At 39.8% G+C, this 15102-nt stretch carries 15 protein-coding genes; 8 read left to right on the top strand and 7 right to left on the bottom strand.

From position 1 onward, the window contains the following. Positions 1-30 precede the first annotated feature (30 nt). Together B9A58_RS02180 and B9A58_RS02175 are read left to right on the top strand one after the other, a co-directional pair. Entirely contained in the window at positions 31-531 is a 501-nt protein-coding gene (locus B9A58_RS02180; RefSeq protein ID WP_084370784.1) for a SixA phosphatase family protein, read from the top strand. Between the two features lie 6 nt (positions 532-537). Then, positions 538-1554, top strand: coding sequence for an agmatinase family protein (locus B9A58_RS02175; protein ID WP_084370783.1), 1017 nt, complete (start codon positions 538-540; stop codon positions 1552-1554). Position 1555: 1 nt separating this feature from the next. On the opposite strand, the gene B9A58_RS02170 is transcribed toward B9A58_RS02175, so the two are convergent. From B9A58_RS02170 to der, 3 genes are all read right to left on the bottom strand, one after another. Next, complete coding sequence (locus B9A58_RS02170) at positions 1556-2296, bottom strand: hypothetical protein (RefSeq protein ID WP_084370782.1); 741 nt, start codon at positions 2294-2296, stop codon at positions 1556-1558. A 159-nt stretch (positions 2297-2455) separates the two neighbouring features. Then, entirely contained in the window at positions 2456-3070 is a 615-nt protein-coding gene (locus B9A58_RS02165) for a SprT-like domain-containing protein (RefSeq protein ID WP_245826968.1), read from the bottom strand. A gap of 2 nt (positions 3071-3072) precedes the next feature. Next, positions 3073-4389: a ribosome biogenesis GTPase Der gene (gene der, locus B9A58_RS02160; protein ID WP_084371942.1), complete on the bottom strand. Its 1317-nt coding sequence runs from the start codon at positions 4387-4389 to the stop codon at positions 3073-3075. Between the two features lie 280 nt (positions 4390-4669). Between der and ligA the strand changes: the two genes are divergently transcribed. Genes ligA through dapA form a run of 3 tightly spaced genes read left to right on the top strand, consistent with a single transcriptional unit; the run spans position 4670 to position 8093 of the window. After that, positions 4670-6679, top strand: coding sequence for an NAD-dependent DNA ligase LigA (ligA, locus tag B9A58_RS02155; protein ID WP_084370780.1), 2010 nt, complete (start codon positions 4670-4672; stop codon positions 6677-6679). A gap of 9 nt (positions 6680-6688) precedes the next feature. After that, complete coding sequence (locus B9A58_RS02150; RefSeq protein ID WP_084370779.1) at positions 6689-7207, top strand: DUF6913 domain-containing protein; 519 nt, start codon at positions 6689-6691, stop codon at positions 7205-7207. Then, positions 7200-8093 carry a 4-hydroxy-tetrahydrodipicolinate synthase gene (gene dapA, locus B9A58_RS02145; protein ID WP_084370778.1) on the top strand — a complete coding sequence of 298 codons (894 nt, stop codon included), beginning with the start codon at positions 7200-7202 and terminating at the stop codon, positions 8091-8093. Before B9A58_RS02150 ends, dapA begins: the two co-directional genes overlap by 8 nt. A gap of 32 nt (positions 8094-8125) precedes the next feature. Here the strand turns inward: dapA and B9A58_RS02140 are convergent, their stop codons facing one another. Together B9A58_RS02140 and B9A58_RS02135 are read right to left on the bottom strand one after the other, a co-directional pair. Beyond that, positions 8126-8302: a histone H1 gene (locus B9A58_RS02140; RefSeq protein WP_084370777.1), complete on the bottom strand. Its 177-nt coding sequence runs from the start codon at positions 8300-8302 to the stop codon at positions 8126-8128. Positions 8303-8408: 106 nt separating this feature from the next. After that, complete coding sequence (locus tag B9A58_RS02135) at positions 8409-9656, bottom strand: aminotransferase class I/II-fold pyridoxal phosphate-dependent enzyme (protein ID WP_084370776.1); 1248 nt, start codon at positions 9654-9656, stop codon at positions 8409-8411. 169 nt (positions 9657-9825) lie between these two features. On the opposite strand from B9A58_RS02135, the gene B9A58_RS02130 reads away from it, so the two are divergent. The 3 genes from B9A58_RS02130 to B9A58_RS02120 are packed head-to-tail and all read left to right on the top strand — an operon-like array spanning position 9826 to position 13186. After that, positions 9826-11313: an acetyl-CoA carboxylase biotin carboxylase subunit gene (locus B9A58_RS02130; RefSeq protein ID WP_084370775.1), complete on the top strand. Its 1488-nt coding sequence runs from the start codon at positions 9826-9828 to the stop codon at positions 11311-11313. An 18-nt stretch (positions 11314-11331) separates the two neighbouring features. Continuing rightward, positions 11332-12633: a DUF1015 domain-containing protein gene (locus tag B9A58_RS02125; protein ID WP_084370774.1), complete on the top strand. Its 1302-nt coding sequence runs from the start codon at positions 11332-11334 to the stop codon at positions 12631-12633. Then, positions 12608-13186: a Maf family nucleotide pyrophosphatase gene (locus tag B9A58_RS02120; protein ID WP_084370773.1), complete on the top strand. Its 579-nt coding sequence runs from the start codon at positions 12608-12610 to the stop codon at positions 13184-13186. The genes B9A58_RS02125 and B9A58_RS02120 overlap by 26 nt, the downstream gene beginning before the upstream one ends. Before the next feature lie 64 nt (positions 13187-13250). Here B9A58_RS02120 and B9A58_RS02115 read toward each other — a convergent pair whose 3' ends face one another. Next, positions 13251-13700, bottom strand: a complete 450-nt coding sequence (locus B9A58_RS02115; RefSeq protein WP_084370772.1) for a hypothetical protein — start codon at positions 13698-13700, stop codon at positions 13251-13253. A gap of 94 nt (positions 13701-13794) precedes the next feature. Continuing rightward, a complete protein-coding gene (locus B9A58_RS02110; protein ID WP_084370771.1) occupies positions 13795-15084 on the bottom strand; it encodes a citrate synthase in 1290 nt (429 codons plus the stop codon). Between the last annotated feature and the right edge of the window lie 18 nt (positions 15085-15102).

Raw genomic sequence — 15102 nt, 5'->3', positions numbered from 1 at the left:
ATTGCCCAATTGTAAGATTGATTACACCACATGAACAAAGAACTTTTTCTGGTCAGGCACGCTGAAGCAGACTCCACAAATTTCGATATCAAGGATATAGAAAGACCACTCACGTCAGATGGTGAGATAGACGCATCAAAGTTGGGTAAAACCATGGCTGAATTGCTGGGAACACCTGATTTGATTCTGTCGAGTACCGCGATTCGTACAAGAACTACCACCGCACTGGTAGCTGAGCAATTGGGCTATGACCCTGTGAATGTGGACTATCTGGAGGATCTTTATGAGTCGTCTACAAGGATACTGCTTCGGGTAATCAATGAGCTCGAAGATAAAAATAATAAAGTGGTGATCGTGGCACATAATCCCGCCATTACCTATTTGGCAGAGTATGTAAGTGGCGCGGTGATAGGCAATGTGTCTCCTGCAGGTTTGGTTCATTTGAAATTCAAAGGGTCTTGGGCTGAGATTTCAGACAAGACTATGGACTTGGTGAAATATCACAAACCGGTTCGTCCTGCCCAGACCTGATTCACTATGTCTAGCTCAGCTAACTATGATCCAAGTGCAGTAGGTGTCAAAGGGTCGATTTTCGGATTGCCTTTTGGGGAAAATGACGCTTCTATTGTGCTTCTCCCAGTACCGTGGGATGCTACAGTTTCTTATGCTGCAGGTACGGGCAACGGACCTCAAGCCATTCTAAATGCCTCTGCTCAATTAGACTTAGAAGTAGTAGGCCAAGAGGCACCTTGGAAACAGGGGATTTGGATGGCTCCTATTGATACTGAAATTAGAACCAAGAGTCAAGAGTTAAGACTTCTTGTGGAGCCGTATATAGATTTATTGGAATCAGGTAAAGCACATCCAAAAGCGAAAGAAATTATCACTTTAGTCAATGCCGGTACATTCGCATTGAAGGAACAAATAAGAAATCAAACTTCAGCTTATATCAATAAGGGAAAGGTCGTAGGCCTTGTAGGTGGAGATCATAGTTGTCCTTTGGGTTATTTGGAAGCGCTAGGAGAAAAGCATGAAGACTTTGGCATTCTGCAGATAGATGCTCACATGGACTTACGAGAGGCTTATGAGGGATTTGAAAATTCCCATGCCTCTATCATGTACAACGCGTTGAAAGTGCCTTCAGTCTCCAAACTGGTACAAGTAGGGATTCGAGATTTTTGTGAGGAGGAAATGGCTGTCGTCAAAAAAGATCAAAGGGTAGTTGTTTATTTCGATCAAGAATTGAAATGGCAACAATTTGAAGGCAGTACTTGGCAAACCTTGTGCAAAGAGATGGTGGCTCAGTTGCCAGACAAGGTATATGTCAGTTTCGACATTGATGGTCTTCAGCCTTCCTTATGTCCTGGGACTGGTACACCTGTGCCTGGAGGCTTAGCGTTTGAGCAGGCAGTTTATTTGATCAATCAAGTCAAGGCCTCAGGTAGAAAAATCATTGGCTTTGATCTTTGTGAAGTGGCTCCACAGGACAATGATAAGGAATGGAATGCCAATGTAGGGGCAAGGGTGCTGTATGCGCTTTGTGGGGTGGTATGATTTATTCGATTACTTCTATAAGTTCGAACTTTAAAAGTTGATTCTTGTAATTTTTTATAATCATTTTCACGAACCCATAATTGTTATTATACCAAAAATCATGATAAGAATTTCCAAACTGAGCGTATCCTATACTGCTTACATGCCATGCCTCTAATGAGCCAATGGAAAGTTGTACAGAGTCTTTACCTATAACTTCATATTGGTTTTTTATCTCAGTATCCGACCAATCTCCCCAGCCCTCATAGATGTTTAGATTTGATTCCCATGTCTTTCCTGTTTCTAATGGAAAATTGACTGAAGGAAATGGTGCGATTTCCGTGAAAATGTACTGATTTTGACGAAATGGATGCATCCAAGTGGTATTGCCATTTTCAATGATACCGGTAGTTGTTTTGTGTTTCCAGGATTGCTTCAATTGGCTATTTATATTGTACTTATCAATTTTGTCAATTAGATCTTTATTAAAACCGTACTGAATAACAATTTGGTCTTGACTTTCAGGTTGATGTTCCCAATCTATTCCAGTGGCCATCATTGAGATGTTTTCGTCAGAAATTAGATTATAATTTTCATCCCAATATTTAGCTTGATAGATATATTTCCGACAAGGTTTAAATATTTGTTTTAGATTGTCATTCTCAGATCGATCACTTGGAGAACAGGGTATATTCTCGAAGTTCTTGTTTTCAGAACAGCCTAATGCTATAAAAAGAAGAGCACAAATCAGGTTGGTTTTCATGTGTTAATAAGTTATTTGTTCACTAAATATATCAATTCTAAAAAACTTCAATCGCCCTCGTCTCACTAGGTCGCAAGTCATTTGTGACTGTTATCTTCATTTGGCATTTTAAATGCCAGCTAAAATGAATCACGTATCAAAGATACGCCAGCCAATTTGTTAATTCTTAAAAACCTGCACAGGAGCTGTTTCAGAAATCAAATACTTCTTCTGATTGCTGGTGAGTTCGCAGAGGCTTCGGGTGCGTCTCACTTCTAGTTTGCGGTAAACTTTTTTGTTGAAGAGAAATTTGCTTCCTGCTTCTACTTCTTTCAATAATAATCCACTTTTGTTCTCATCATGATTGCGCAAAGCAACAAATAGCGCCTTGTCAGAGGTGCTTGTGGCTTTAGGGTTTTTCATGTGTCTAGCCAATGGGCCAAGTACATCCATGGGGAAAATATCTTCTCTAAGCATAGGCAGCATGAGTTTTTTGAATTGTAGCTTCCACTCTTCTCCATGAGGGGAAACACTTCGCTTGTGTTTCTCAAAGGTGAACAAGTGTGCGACTTCATGGATATAAGTCACTAAGAAAGCATAGGGATTCAAATCGTGATTGACAGAGATTGTATGTGATTCTGTAGCTGGATCGTAGCGATAGTCGCCGTATTTTGATTGTCTTTTACGTGTGATTCGAAAATTAAACCCCAATTCACTCCATAGCGAGTAGCAGTAGTCCACTGCCTTTTCAGGCAAGTGGTTTTCAAACAATCGACGATGCTTGGCTTCTGACAATCTTATTTCTGTCTAAAGTAGATTTTGATTGGAACGCCACGAAAATCGAAATGTGAACGCAATTTATTGGTCAAAAACCGCTCGTAAGGTTCCTTGATATACTGTGGCAGATTACAGAAGAAAGCAAACGATGGCGTTCTGGTAGGCAGCTGAGTGACGTATTTGATTTTGATATGCTTGCCTTTGAGTGCTGGTGGTGGATAGTGCTCGATTTCAGCGAGCATGGCATCATTCAGCTCAGAAGTGGTGATTCTTCTAGTTCTATTGGTATTTACTTCAATGGCTAATTCAATCGCCTGGAAAATCCTTTGTTTTTCAATCACTGAGGTGAAAATGATTGGAATATAGGAGAGCGGGTTGCCTAATTTTTCCTGTATCTCTTTTCTAAATTTATCAGCCGTTTTACTGTCCTTGTCTTCGATCAGGTCCCATTTGTTGACCATGATCATGATGCCTTTTTTGTATTTATCAGCAAGCGTGATGATGTTCATGTCCTGCGATTCAAAGCCTCTTTCTGCATCAATAAGCACTACACAAACGTCACTGTCCTGGAGGGATTGAATAGCTCTTAGGACTGAATAAAATTCAATGTCTTCTTTGACCTTGGCCTTTTTTCTAATCCCAGCTGTATCTGTAAGAATAAAGTCTTTGCCAAAAAGTTTGTATCTGGTGTTGATGGCATCGCGCGTGGTACCCGCAATATCTGTAACTATGGATCTGTCTTTGCCAAGTAAAGCATTCAAGAAAGAAGATTTCCCAGCGTTGGGTCTTCCTAAAATAGAAATTCTTGGTACACCTTCTTCCGGATTCTCCAGGTCACTGTCTTCAAAATGTTCGACTACCGCATCCAACAAATCACCTGTACCAGAGCCACTTGTAGAAGCAATCACATGAATGTCGCTTTCTAAACCTAGACCATAAAATTCAGCTGACATCAAAGTCAAGTCAGGGTTGTCTGCTTTGTTGGCTACCACAAATACTGGCTTCTTCAGTTCCCTTAAGATATTTGCAAAATCCTTGTCCATGTCTGTCATACCATCGTGGCAATCCACCATGAATAGAATCACACTGGCCTCATCCAAAGCCATTTTCACCTGATCTCTAATGGCTTCTTCAAATATGTCATCAGATCCTGTCACGTACCCGCCAGTATCAATTACCGTAAAGTACTTTCCGTTCCACTGACCAAAACCATAGTGACGGTCGCGAGTCACACCACTTTCATCGTCCATGATGGCTTTTTTTCTCTCTACGAGTCGATTGAAAAGGGTGGATTTACCTACGTTTGGGCGGCCTGTTATTGCTAGTATATTCGACAAAGCGATTTGATTTTTTTGAATTCGCAAATTTAGACATAATAGCGTATAACGCGCGCTCAAATCTTAAATTCCAAATTCCAATTTTTAAATAGGGAATATTAATTTCAAATTAAAAACTTTCAATCGCAAGAATTCTATTTGAAGTACCCTGCTCAATCTAGTTTATAACAATTATTATTGATTGAGTTAATATTTTAAAATATCCGTTTATAATTCAACAGAACTCGATTTGAAAAGCCAAAGTCTTTATAGATTTGTCGTATTAGAATAGTGAAAATACATGTCGGTAGAAGAGGCAAAAAAAGAAATAGCAGCGCTAAGCGAACAGATCAATTATCATAACCAGAAATACTATCAGGAGAGTGTGTCTGAGATTTCGGATTATGAGTTTGATCAGCTACTGAGCCAACTCATACAGCTTGAAACCGATTTTCCCCAGCTAAGAAAATCAGACTCTCCATCCCAAAGAGTAGGAGGAACCATTACTAAAAATTTTGAGACTGTTACACATAAATATCCAATGCTCTCACTGGGGAATACCTATTCATCAGAAGACTTGAAAGACTTCGATACGCGCGTGAATAAAGGGCTTGAAGGAGAGGCTTATGAATATGTTTGTGAGTTGAAGTTTGATGGTGTGGCATTGAGCTTGACTTATGAGAATGGAGCGTTGATCAGGGCGGTCACTAGGGGAGATGGAACCAAGGGAGATGATGTAACCGCCAATGCCAAAACTATTAGATCTGTACCTCTCAGGCTTACAGCCAGTGATGTTCCAGAAAGCTTCGAAGTACGCGGAGAGGTCTTTATGCCTAATATAGTATTTGAAGCATTGAATACGCAAAAAATTGCTGATGGAGAAGAGCCTTTGGCCAATCCAAGAAATACAGCTTCAGGCACTTTGAAAATGCAGGATTCTTCTGTAGTAGCTGCTAGAAAACTGGACTGCTACTTATATAGTTTGATGACGGATCGAAATGCAGTGCCTACACATTTCGAGGCGGTTGAATCACTGGCTAAATGGGGCTTTAATGTTTCACCTACGTATAAAAAATGCAAAGGTATTGACGAAGTATTGGCGTATATCGAACTTTGGGAAGAAAAACGTCATGAATTGCCTGTGGAAACGGATGGCATTGTGATCAAAGTCAATAGCCTGAAACAGCAAAGTGATTTGGGATTCACTGCCAAAAATCCACGCTGGGCCATCGCATATAAATACAAAGCAGAAAGTGCCACTACCCGCTTGAATGGTGTGACCTACCAAGTGGGACGAACAGGCTCTGTAACACCAGTCGCGGAACTTGAACCAGTGCTGCTGGCTGGGACTACAGTTAAGAGAGCCTCACTTCACAATGCAAATGAAATTCAAAGGCTAGGTGTGAGGATTGGGGATCAGGTTCATGTGGAAAAGGGAGGAGAGATCATTCCTAAAATCACTGGGGTAGATATGGCATTCAGGCCAAAAGACTCTGAAGATTTGCATTACATTGAAAACTGTCCAGAATGTAATACAGCCTTGGTCCGATATGAAGGAGAAGCCAATCATTATTGCCCCAATGTGGATGGTTGCCCACCACAGATCAAGGGCAGAATAGAGCACTTTATTCATCGCAAGGCCATGGATATTGATTCTATGGGTGAGCAAACCATTAAAACCTTGTTTGAGAAGGGACTCCTTAATAATATATCAGACTTGTACGATTTGAAGTATGAGGACTTGATAGACCTGGAGGGGTTTCAGGACTTGAGTGTGAAGAATCTACTCAAGGGAATAGAAGCCTCGAAACAAGTTCCATTTGAACAAGTACTTTTTGGTATGGGCATTCGATTTGTTGGAAAAACTGTGGCTGAAAAACTAGCCATTCATTTCAAAAGCATGGATGCATTGATGGCTGCAGATTTTGAGTCATTGATTGCTGTGCCAGAAATTGGCGATCGAATTGCAGAAAGCCTGATTCAGTATTTTGGTAAAGAAGAGAATCAAGCATTGATTCAGAAGCTAAAATCTTCAGGTCTCCATTTTGAAGTTGATGAAAGTCAATTCCAAACGAGCAGTGATGTGCTGGGAGGGAAGACTTTTGTAATCTCTGGTGTATTTGAAAAATATGGTAGAGATGAACTAAAATCCATAATTAAGGATCACGGGGGGAAGGTGGTGAGTTCAATATCTGGTAAGCTAGATTACCTTGTGGCTGGCGACAAAATGGGGCCATCCAAGTTAGAAAAAGCTGAAAAGCTTAACATCAACATTATATCCGAGTCTGACTTTGAGCAGATGATCAACTAATACCCAAACATGATAAGAAAGTTATTATTAAAAATAAAAACATCCTTAGCGCTAAAGAAGAATGATGCGATACGTATTTCTGATGCTTATAAGGAGGCAAAACGTATTGGCTTGCTTTATAGCTTAGATGAGAAAAGATCTGATGTGATGTTAGATGACTTGATTAAAAAATTTGAGGCTGACAAAAAACAAGTGAATACGATGGCTTTCGTACCTCTGGCTGCAAAAATATCAGATCCAGGATATGCCTATTTTAATGAGAAGGATTTGAATGCAAAAGGCAATTGGTCAAAAGAATCAGTAACTCAATTCAAAAATGAGCCTTTTGATTTCTTGGTAAGTTTGGATTGGAACCAAAACAAATACACCCAAAATATATTGGCCAAGTCTAAAGCAAAATGCAGGGTAGGCAGATACGAGGAAGGAAAAGATCAATACTTTGAAATGATGATTAACCCAAATGATGACAAGTATACGACGTATCTTGAGCAAGTGTATCACTATTTAACAAATGTAAGAAATGGATAAATTTAGAGGGACTGGGGTGGCGTTGGTGACGCCATTTAAGGAAGATCTGAGTGTGGATTATGACGCACTCGAACAGTTGGTCAATCATGTGAGTGAGGGAGGCGTGGACTATCTGGTAGTGATGGGTACCACAGCTGAGTCGCCTACATTAACTGGAAAAGAGAAGTTGGAAGTCTTAAAATTTGTAATTTCTAAGAATAACAAAAAGCTTCCTATAGTGTATGGCCTAGGTGGTAATGATACACAGGCCTTGGTTAATAAATTCAAGAATTTTGATATTGACGTAGATGCCTTCTTGGTAGTTTGTCCTTTTTACAACAAACCGTCACAGCGTGGATTGCAATTGCATTATGAGGCAATTGCCGAGGCGGCTTCCAAGCCTATTATTCTGTATAATGTACCAAAGAGAACATCAGTAAACATGGTGACCAAGACCGTGATAGCTCTCTCACAGCATCCGAATATTATTGGCATTAAAGAAGCTTCTGGAGATACTGTAGTGCAGGCTGAAGAGATCGCCCGAAAGATGCCTGATGACTTTATTCTAACTTCAGGAGATGATGACTTGATTACGCCATTTATCAAGTGTGGTGGACATGGTGTGATTTCTGTAATAGCCAATGCACTGCCTGGTCATACTTCCGATTTAGTAAATGCTGCTTTAGCGGGTGATTACTCTCGATCTAAAGTAATGGCTAACGATATGGAAGAGATGCTGAGATTGATATTTTCAGAAGGTAATCCTACAGGCGTGAAAGCTCTTTTGCAACAGATGGGAATTGGTAATGGTAAATTGAGACTGCCATTAGTAGAAGCCAGTGAATCTTTGCGATCACAAATCGCAGAAGAGTATAAAATATTGAACACAAAAAAAGGGATGATTTAGTCATCCCTTCTATTTTTTATTAACTCAGCGGATTAAGCTTTGTTCTTGATATCTTGAACCTCGATTCTGATTTCTTGAGCAAGGTTTTTAAGGTCTTGCATTCCTTTTCTTACTCTAGTACCAGCAGCCTGATTCTTTTTGTCGTAGAATTTTTCGAAATCTCCCTCTAAAGAAGCGATAAGGTCTCTTACTTCATTAAATCTTTTCATATTATTTTACTATTTAAGGTTATTGAATATTAAACAAGAGTTGGCAATTTATACTAAAAAACCATAAATCAATGGCGTAGGCCATGTTTTTTAATATTTTTTTAAGTTATGCCAATTGTGATATTTCTGCATCTCTGTATACACCAGCATCTAGCTTTTCTTTGATGGCTTCAAATACCGTGATGGTTTCCTTCACATCGTCCAAACTATGCGCAGCTGTAGGTATGATTCTTAGCATGATAACACCCTTAGGTACAACTGGATACACAATCATAGAACAGAATATATTGTAATTGTTTCTAAGGTCAGTAATCATATTGGCAGCCTCTTTCCATCCACCGTTCAAGAGAACAGGAGTAACAGGTGACTGTGTCTTACCCAAATTAAATCCTTTGTCTCTTAAGCCGGACTGGATCGCATTTACAATAGTCCAAAGCTTATCTTTCATCTCAGGACGGGTTCTCAAAAGCTCCAACCTCTTCAAAGCGCCTATTACGAGCGGCATTGGAAGTGATTTAGCGAAAATCTGAGATCGAACGTTGTATTTTAAGAATTCGATTACGTTTTTGCTTCCAGCTACGAATGCACCAATGCTTGCCATTGATTTTGCGAATGTAGAGAAGTAAAGGTCAACACCAGCTTGACAATTTTGATGTTCGTCAGTTCCTGCACCAGTTTTACCCATTGTGCCAAATCCGTGAGCATCGTCAACTAATAGTCTGAATTCAAATTTCTTTTTGAGCTCGATAACACCAGCAAGGTTGCCCATGCTGCCAGACATACCAAATACCCCTTCGGTAATAACCAATACACCACCACCATTTTCTTTGGCTAGCTTTTCAGCTCTGACCAACTGCTTTTCTAAGCTCTCCATATCATTGTGGAGATACACGAATCTTTTGCCCACGTGAAGTCTCAATCCATCAATGATAGATGCATGACACTCAGCATCGTAAACTACTACGTCTTTTCTATTTACGATCGCATCAATGATAGACATGATGCCTTGGTATCCATAATTAAGAAGCATACAAGACTCTTTCGAAACAAAGTCTCCTAGCTCATTTTCTAACTGTTCGTGATATTTGGTGTTACCAGTCATCATTCTGGCACCCATAGGATAGGCAAGTCCCCAATCTTCAGTAGCTTTAGTATCCGCTTCTCTTACCTCTGGCATATTGCCCAAACCCAGGTAGTTATTTAAACTCCAGGTTAAGACCTCTTTACCTCTGAACTGCATACGAGGAGCGATTGGTCCTTCCAACTTTGGAAACATATAGAAGTTAGTGTTATCCATGTCGGAGTGCTGACCTAGAGGGCCTCTATCCTCATTAAATTTTTCAAATAAATCCATTAATTTGCTTTGATTTAATGCAACAATGCTGTTTTTAAAACGAGTGCAAAGTTAACATTTCTGTTAACATTTACGCAATATTATTTGATATTCCCGATAGCAATTTCTTTGCCATATTTTAATCTATATTCGCTACTAGATTGATTATTCGAACAATACTTTATCCCAAATGAAGAATATTAAGAAAATATTAATAGCCAATCGAGGAGAGATTGCAATCCGTGTAATTCGTTCTGCTAAGGAAATGGGAATATCCACAGTTGCTGTTTTTAGCGAGGCTGATCGATTAGCTCCACATGTGAAGTTGGCTGATGAAGCAGTATGTGTAGGCCCGGCAGCTTCTGCTCAATCCTATCTGGTGATTGATAACATTATCAAAGTGTGTCATGACCTCAATGTAGACGCAGTACATCCAGGTTATGGTTTCCTTTCGGAGAATGCAGAATTTGCTAGAAGGTTAAAAAAGGCCAACGTGATATTGATAGGCCCATCTGCAGAATCTATGGAAGTAATGGGGGACAAGCTGGCAGCAAAGAAAGCTGTGGCCACTTATAATATTCCTATGGTGCCAGGGATCAATGAAGCCATAGAGGATTTGGCCTTGGCCAAAAAGGTGGCCAGCGAAATTGGATATCCCGTTTTGATCAAAGCCAGTGCTGGTGGAGGCGGAAAAGGAATGAGAGTGGTAGAAGATACTGAAGGGCTGGAAGAGGGAATGACTCGCGCAATCAGTGAAGCTAAGTCTGCATTTGGAGATGGTTCTGTATTTATTGAGAAATATATTGGTTCGCCAAGGCACATAGAAGTGCAAGTGTTGGGTGATGAACATGGGAATATTCTTCATCTCTTTGAAAGAGAGTGCAGTATCCAAAGACGACATCAGAAAGTGATAGAAGAAGCTCCTTCTTCTATCTTTAATGAGGAAAAAAGAAAGGCAATTGGAGAAACAGCTATCAACGTAGCGAAAGCTTGTAATTACGTAGGAGCAGGAACAGTTGAATTTATTGTGGATGAAAATCATGATTTCTTCTTTTTAGAAATGAACACCAGACTTCAGGTAGAACATTGTGTGACTGAAGAAATCACTGGAATTGATTTAGTAAAGGAGCAAATCAAAGTGGCAAGAGGAGAAAAGCTAAGTTTTGCACAAGAAGACCTGAAAATAAATGGCCATGCCTTAGAGGTTCGTGTGTATGCAGAGAATCCTAAAAACAACTTTCTTCCAGATATTGGAAAACTGATTACCTATAAAAGACCACAGGGCCCGGGCGTAAGAGTGGACGACGGATACGAAGAGGGTATGGATATTCCAATTCATTATGACCCAATGATCGGCAAGTTGATCACCAAAGGAGCTACCAGAAAGGAGGCTATTGCCAGAATGTCTAGAGCAATAGATGAATTTCAAATCAATGGCATAGAGACAACACTTTCGTTTTGCAAGTATGCCATCAATCACGACGTATTCGTCAGTGGAAACTTTGATACCAAGTTTGTTGATCATCATTTTACACCTGAGGTTCTAGATACAGGTACTGAGAATGAAGAAAAAATTGCAGCAATTATGGCAATTATGGCCTTGAGTGAAACAAATCCTGCTGCCGTGAGTACCCATAAGAGTTCGAAACAATGGAAGGCTAGAAATAGCTACCGTTAATTATTATACAAGTACTCAATGGCTGAAATCAAACCTTTTCGCGCATGGCGTTATAATGAGATATTAGGAGAAAATATAGATGAACTCACTTCTCCCTTATTTGATGTAGTTTCTGAAAAGTATCGCGAAAAACTTTATAAGAATGAGTTTAATAGCATTCATATTAGTGTTCCTAAGGAGGGGCCAGATGGTGAGCTACTCGAACGTAGAATAGAAGATTGGAAATCGAAAGACGTAATTATTCAGGACAAGACCCCTGCGATTTATGTCTATTATCAGTACTTCAAATTGCCCCGAGATTCTAAAGAATATTGTCGCAAGGGATTTATTTGCAATATCAGGCTTTACGATTGGGAAGATAATGTATTGCTCCGGCATGAAGACACGATGCCACACTCAGTTGATGATAGGAAGAAACTGCTAGAGCATACCCAAATGCATGTGAGTCCTACACATGGACTCTATACTGATCCTGAGAAAAGTATTGAAACATATATGGACAATGCGATACATAGTCCTATCTACGATTGTGAAGATTATCAAGGGGTGAGGGATGTACTTGGTGTCATACATGATTATGAAGTCATTCAGGAGATCATGACCCTGCTGAAAGACAAGCAGGTAATTTTAGCAGATGGGCATCATAGGTATCAAGGAGCATTGGCTTACTTGCATCAGCAGCGCCATAATAATTCGAACCATACTGGAGACGAACCTTGTAATTTTCACACCATGTATTTGACCAATACGGAATCTGATGATTTGCGTATTTTTCCTACGCATCGTTTGATTAGAAAGATTAAAAAGTTTAATCCTGAACAGTTTCTGGAAAAATTATCTGAGTACTTTCATATTCGCTCATTGGACAATGATGAAGACGTGAACGAAGTTATTTCAGGTAAGAAATGGGCTTTTGGTCTGATGATGGGAGATGAGGTCTATAAAATTAGATTAAGACAGGAAAAGTATTATGAAATAGAATGGGAAGTACCAGAGGTTCTCAAGCAATTAGATATTACAATTCTCCACTACTTTATTATGGAAAAGGTCTTGGGTATTAAGAAAGAAAAACAGCCCAGTTCGAAGAAGATTAGATTTGAGCGCAGCATGTCAACCTGTATTAAGAAGGCGATTTCGGGCAGCGTTCAGGCCGCTATTGTTACTCAGGAGATACCTATGCAGACAGTAAAAGATGTGTGTTTTTCAGGGTACACCTTGCCACAAAAATCAACTTATTTTTACCCGAAAGTGATCTGTGGATACTTATTTGGGTCAATCAAACCAGAAGATAATAATGCAAAAATTGATCGTAGCTTCTAATTCAGCCCGTCGTCAACAACTGATGAAAGATGCTGGATTTCAGTTTGAGGTGCATGTGCTTGATGTAGATGAGTCATTGGCAGAGAGTATTGCCAATCAAGCTATTGCAGAGTTTCTGGCTGAGAAAAAGAATAAGGCTTATCGAGCTATTTATAAAAATGAGGTGATTCTCACCTCGGACACTGTGGTCATAGCTAATGACCAAATACTAGGTAAACCAAAAGATGAAAAGGAGGCCTTTCAAATGATAGCTTCCATGTCTGGTAAATCACACGAGGTTGTGTCAGGAGTATGTATATCGAGTGCTGATCACAAGGTTAGTTTTAGTGATGTAACTTATGTTCAGTTTGAAGATTTATCTCCTGAGGAGATCAGTTATTACATAAAAAACTACCAGCCTTATGATAAAGCTGGTAGCTATGGTATTCAAGAGTGGTTGGGAATGGTTGGGATTCAATCCATTCAAGGCTCCTTTTACAATGTTATGGGTTTACCTATTCACAAGGTGTATCAAGTTTTGAGATCGGAGTTTGGCATTTCTCCGTTGGATTAGCGTTGACCAATATATAGGTCAGTGTTAAATCTGGCCTATATATTGGCTGATTCAAATGTTTTATTTAAAACCTAAAAAGTCTTCCTGCTTCTCCCCAAGGAATTCTTGACAGCATAAGTACCAGTGCGATAGAGAAGAAAATCAACTGAGCTTTGAATTTTTCAGAATCAGTTGTGGCCTTTTTTGCCTTTGCCTTTCCTATAGAAGCCATAGCAATGGCAATGAACATGACGAACGCATGTTCGACAGCCCAGAATCTGAGCGTAGCATTTTTCATCACAGATTCAGATCCTGCGAAAGCCTGATAAGCGTATGGGCTGATGAAATACAGAATCAAACCAAAAAGGAAAGTCAAATGCAAACTTCCTACAAAAGCAGCTGCCAGACTTTTTTCAGATTTACTGTAGGTCAAATTGCCTCTTGTGCCTACAAATGATTTGTAGATATTTATGAGTGCGAGGATCAAAACTATCCACCTCAACCAAGAGTGCGCAAATAAAAGTACGTTGTACATGTTGTTGAATTTCTAGTGAAGGGGCTAAGGTAATACAGACATAAAAAAACCCTGACTGTTTGGCCAGGGTTTCTTTCTTCAGAAGATAAATTTATTATCTCTTATTGATATTTGTATAACCTCTTTCTTTTTCGCCCACATAAACTTGTCTTGGACGACCAATGGGTTCGTTATTTTCTCTCATTTCCTTCCACTGAGCAATCCAGCCTGGTAGTCTGCCTAATGCGAACATCACAGTAAACATTTCAGTTGGGATGCCTAATGCTCTATAGATGATACCAGAATAGAAATCTACGTTAGGATAGAGGTTTCTTTCTACGAAGTAAGGATCCTTTAATGCAACTTCTTCCAAACCTTTGGCGATATCCAAAACTGGATCTACTACGCCTAGCTTGTTTAAAACATCGTCTGCAGCTTTCTTGATGATCCTAGCCCTTGGGTCAAAGTTTTTGTAAACTCTATGTCCAAAGCCCATCAACCTGAATGGATCATTTTTGTCTTTCGCTTTGTTCATCCACTTTTCAGTGTCTCCTCCGTCAGCCTTGATGTTTTCAAGCATTTCAATTACTGCTTGGTTAGCTCCACCATGAAGTGGTCCCCATAGCGCATTGATACCTGCGGATAACGAGGCGTATAAGCTAGCCTGAGACGACCCAACGATTCTTACAGTAGAAGTAGAGCAGTTTTGCTCATGATCAGCATGAAGGATCAATAATGTATCCAATGCTTTAGCTACCACAGGATCAATTTGGTAATCTTCTGTTGGTAAGGCAAACATCATTTTCAAGAAATTGCTACAGTAGTCCAGACTATTGTCAGGATAAACCACGGGCTGGCCTACTTCGTTTTTGTACGCCCATGCAGCGAATGTTGGCAATTTTGCCAAAATTCTAATGATGCTCATATCTACAGCCCCAGCTGATCTGTTAGGATCAAGTGATTCAGGATAGAAAGCCGTCAGTGAGGTTACCAAGGAAGATAAAACGCCCATTGGGTGTGCGTTAGAAGGGAAACCTTCCAATATCTTCTTGATGTCCTCGTGCACCAAAGTATGATGGGTGATACCCGTTCTGAATTCTTCCAATGTTTTGGTGTCTGGCAAGTTGCCATAGATCAACAAATAAGCCACCTCCAAAAAAGTAGATTTTTCTGCCAGTTCTTCTATTGAGTAACCTCTGTACCTCAGGATTCCTTTTTCGCCATCCAAAAAGGTGATAGCGCTTTTGGTAGCTCCTGTGTTTTTATAACCAGGGTCAAGGGTAATTAAACCACTTTCTGCCCTTAGCTTGCCAATGTTGATGGCGGTTTCATTTTCGGTACCGGTTATTAATGGAAGTTCAATGCTTTTATCTCCTACTTTGATTTGTGCGGTGTCTTCTGCCATTGATTTTTTCTGATTTAG

This window comes from Reichenbachiella faecimaris (genome assembly GCF_900176375.1).
In the GTDB taxonomy this organism is placed as follows: Bacteria; Bacteroidota; Bacteroidia; order Cytophagales; family Cyclobacteriaceae; genus Reichenbachiella; species Reichenbachiella faecimaris.
Note: the sequence above shows the minus strand (reverse complement) of the source record. Positions and strands in the feature narration are given on the sequence as shown.

Coding starts and splice junctions, on each gene's coding strand:
- B9A58_RS02140 (WP_084370777.1), bottom strand. CDS start 8,302: ATGAAAAGATTTAATGAAGTAAGAGACCTTATCGCTTCTTTAGAGGGA.
- dapA (WP_084370778.1), top strand. CDS start 7,200: ATGGATAAATTTAGAGGGACTGGGGTGGCGTTGGTGACGCCATTTAAG.
- B9A58_RS02130 (WP_084370775.1), top strand. CDS start 9,826: ATGAAGAATATTAAGAAAATATTAATAGCCAATCGAGGAGAGATTGCA.
- B9A58_RS02170 (WP_084370782.1), bottom strand. CDS start 2,296: ATGAAAACCAACCTGATTTGTGCTCTTCTTTTTATAGCATTAGGCTGT.
- B9A58_RS02150 (WP_084370779.1), top strand. CDS start 6,689: ATGATAAGAAAGTTATTATTAAAAATAAAAACATCCTTAGCGCTAAAG.
- B9A58_RS02110 (WP_084370771.1), bottom strand. CDS start 15,084: ATGGCAGAAGACACCGCACAAATCAAAGTAGGAGATAAAAGCATTGAA.
- B9A58_RS02180 (WP_084370784.1), top strand. CDS start 31: ATGAACAAAGAACTTTTTCTGGTCAGGCACGCTGAAGCAGACTCCACA.
- B9A58_RS02120 (WP_084370773.1), top strand. CDS start 12,608: ATGCAAAAATTGATCGTAGCTTCTAATTCAGCCCGTCGTCAACAACTG.
- B9A58_RS02115 (WP_084370772.1), bottom strand. CDS start 13,700: ATGTACAACGTACTTTTATTTGCGCACTCTTGGTTGAGGTGGATAGTT.
- B9A58_RS02135 (WP_084370776.1), bottom strand. CDS start 9,656: ATGGATTTATTTGAAAAATTTAATGAGGATAGAGGCCCTCTAGGTCAG.
- ligA (WP_084370780.1), top strand. CDS start 4,670: ATGTCGGTAGAAGAGGCAAAAAAAGAAATAGCAGCGCTAAGCGAACAG.
- B9A58_RS02125 (WP_084370774.1), top strand. CDS start 11,332: ATGGCTGAAATCAAACCTTTTCGCGCATGGCGTTATAATGAGATATTA.
- B9A58_RS02175 (WP_084370783.1), top strand. CDS start 538: ATGTCTAGCTCAGCTAACTATGATCCAAGTGCAGTAGGTGTCAAAGGG.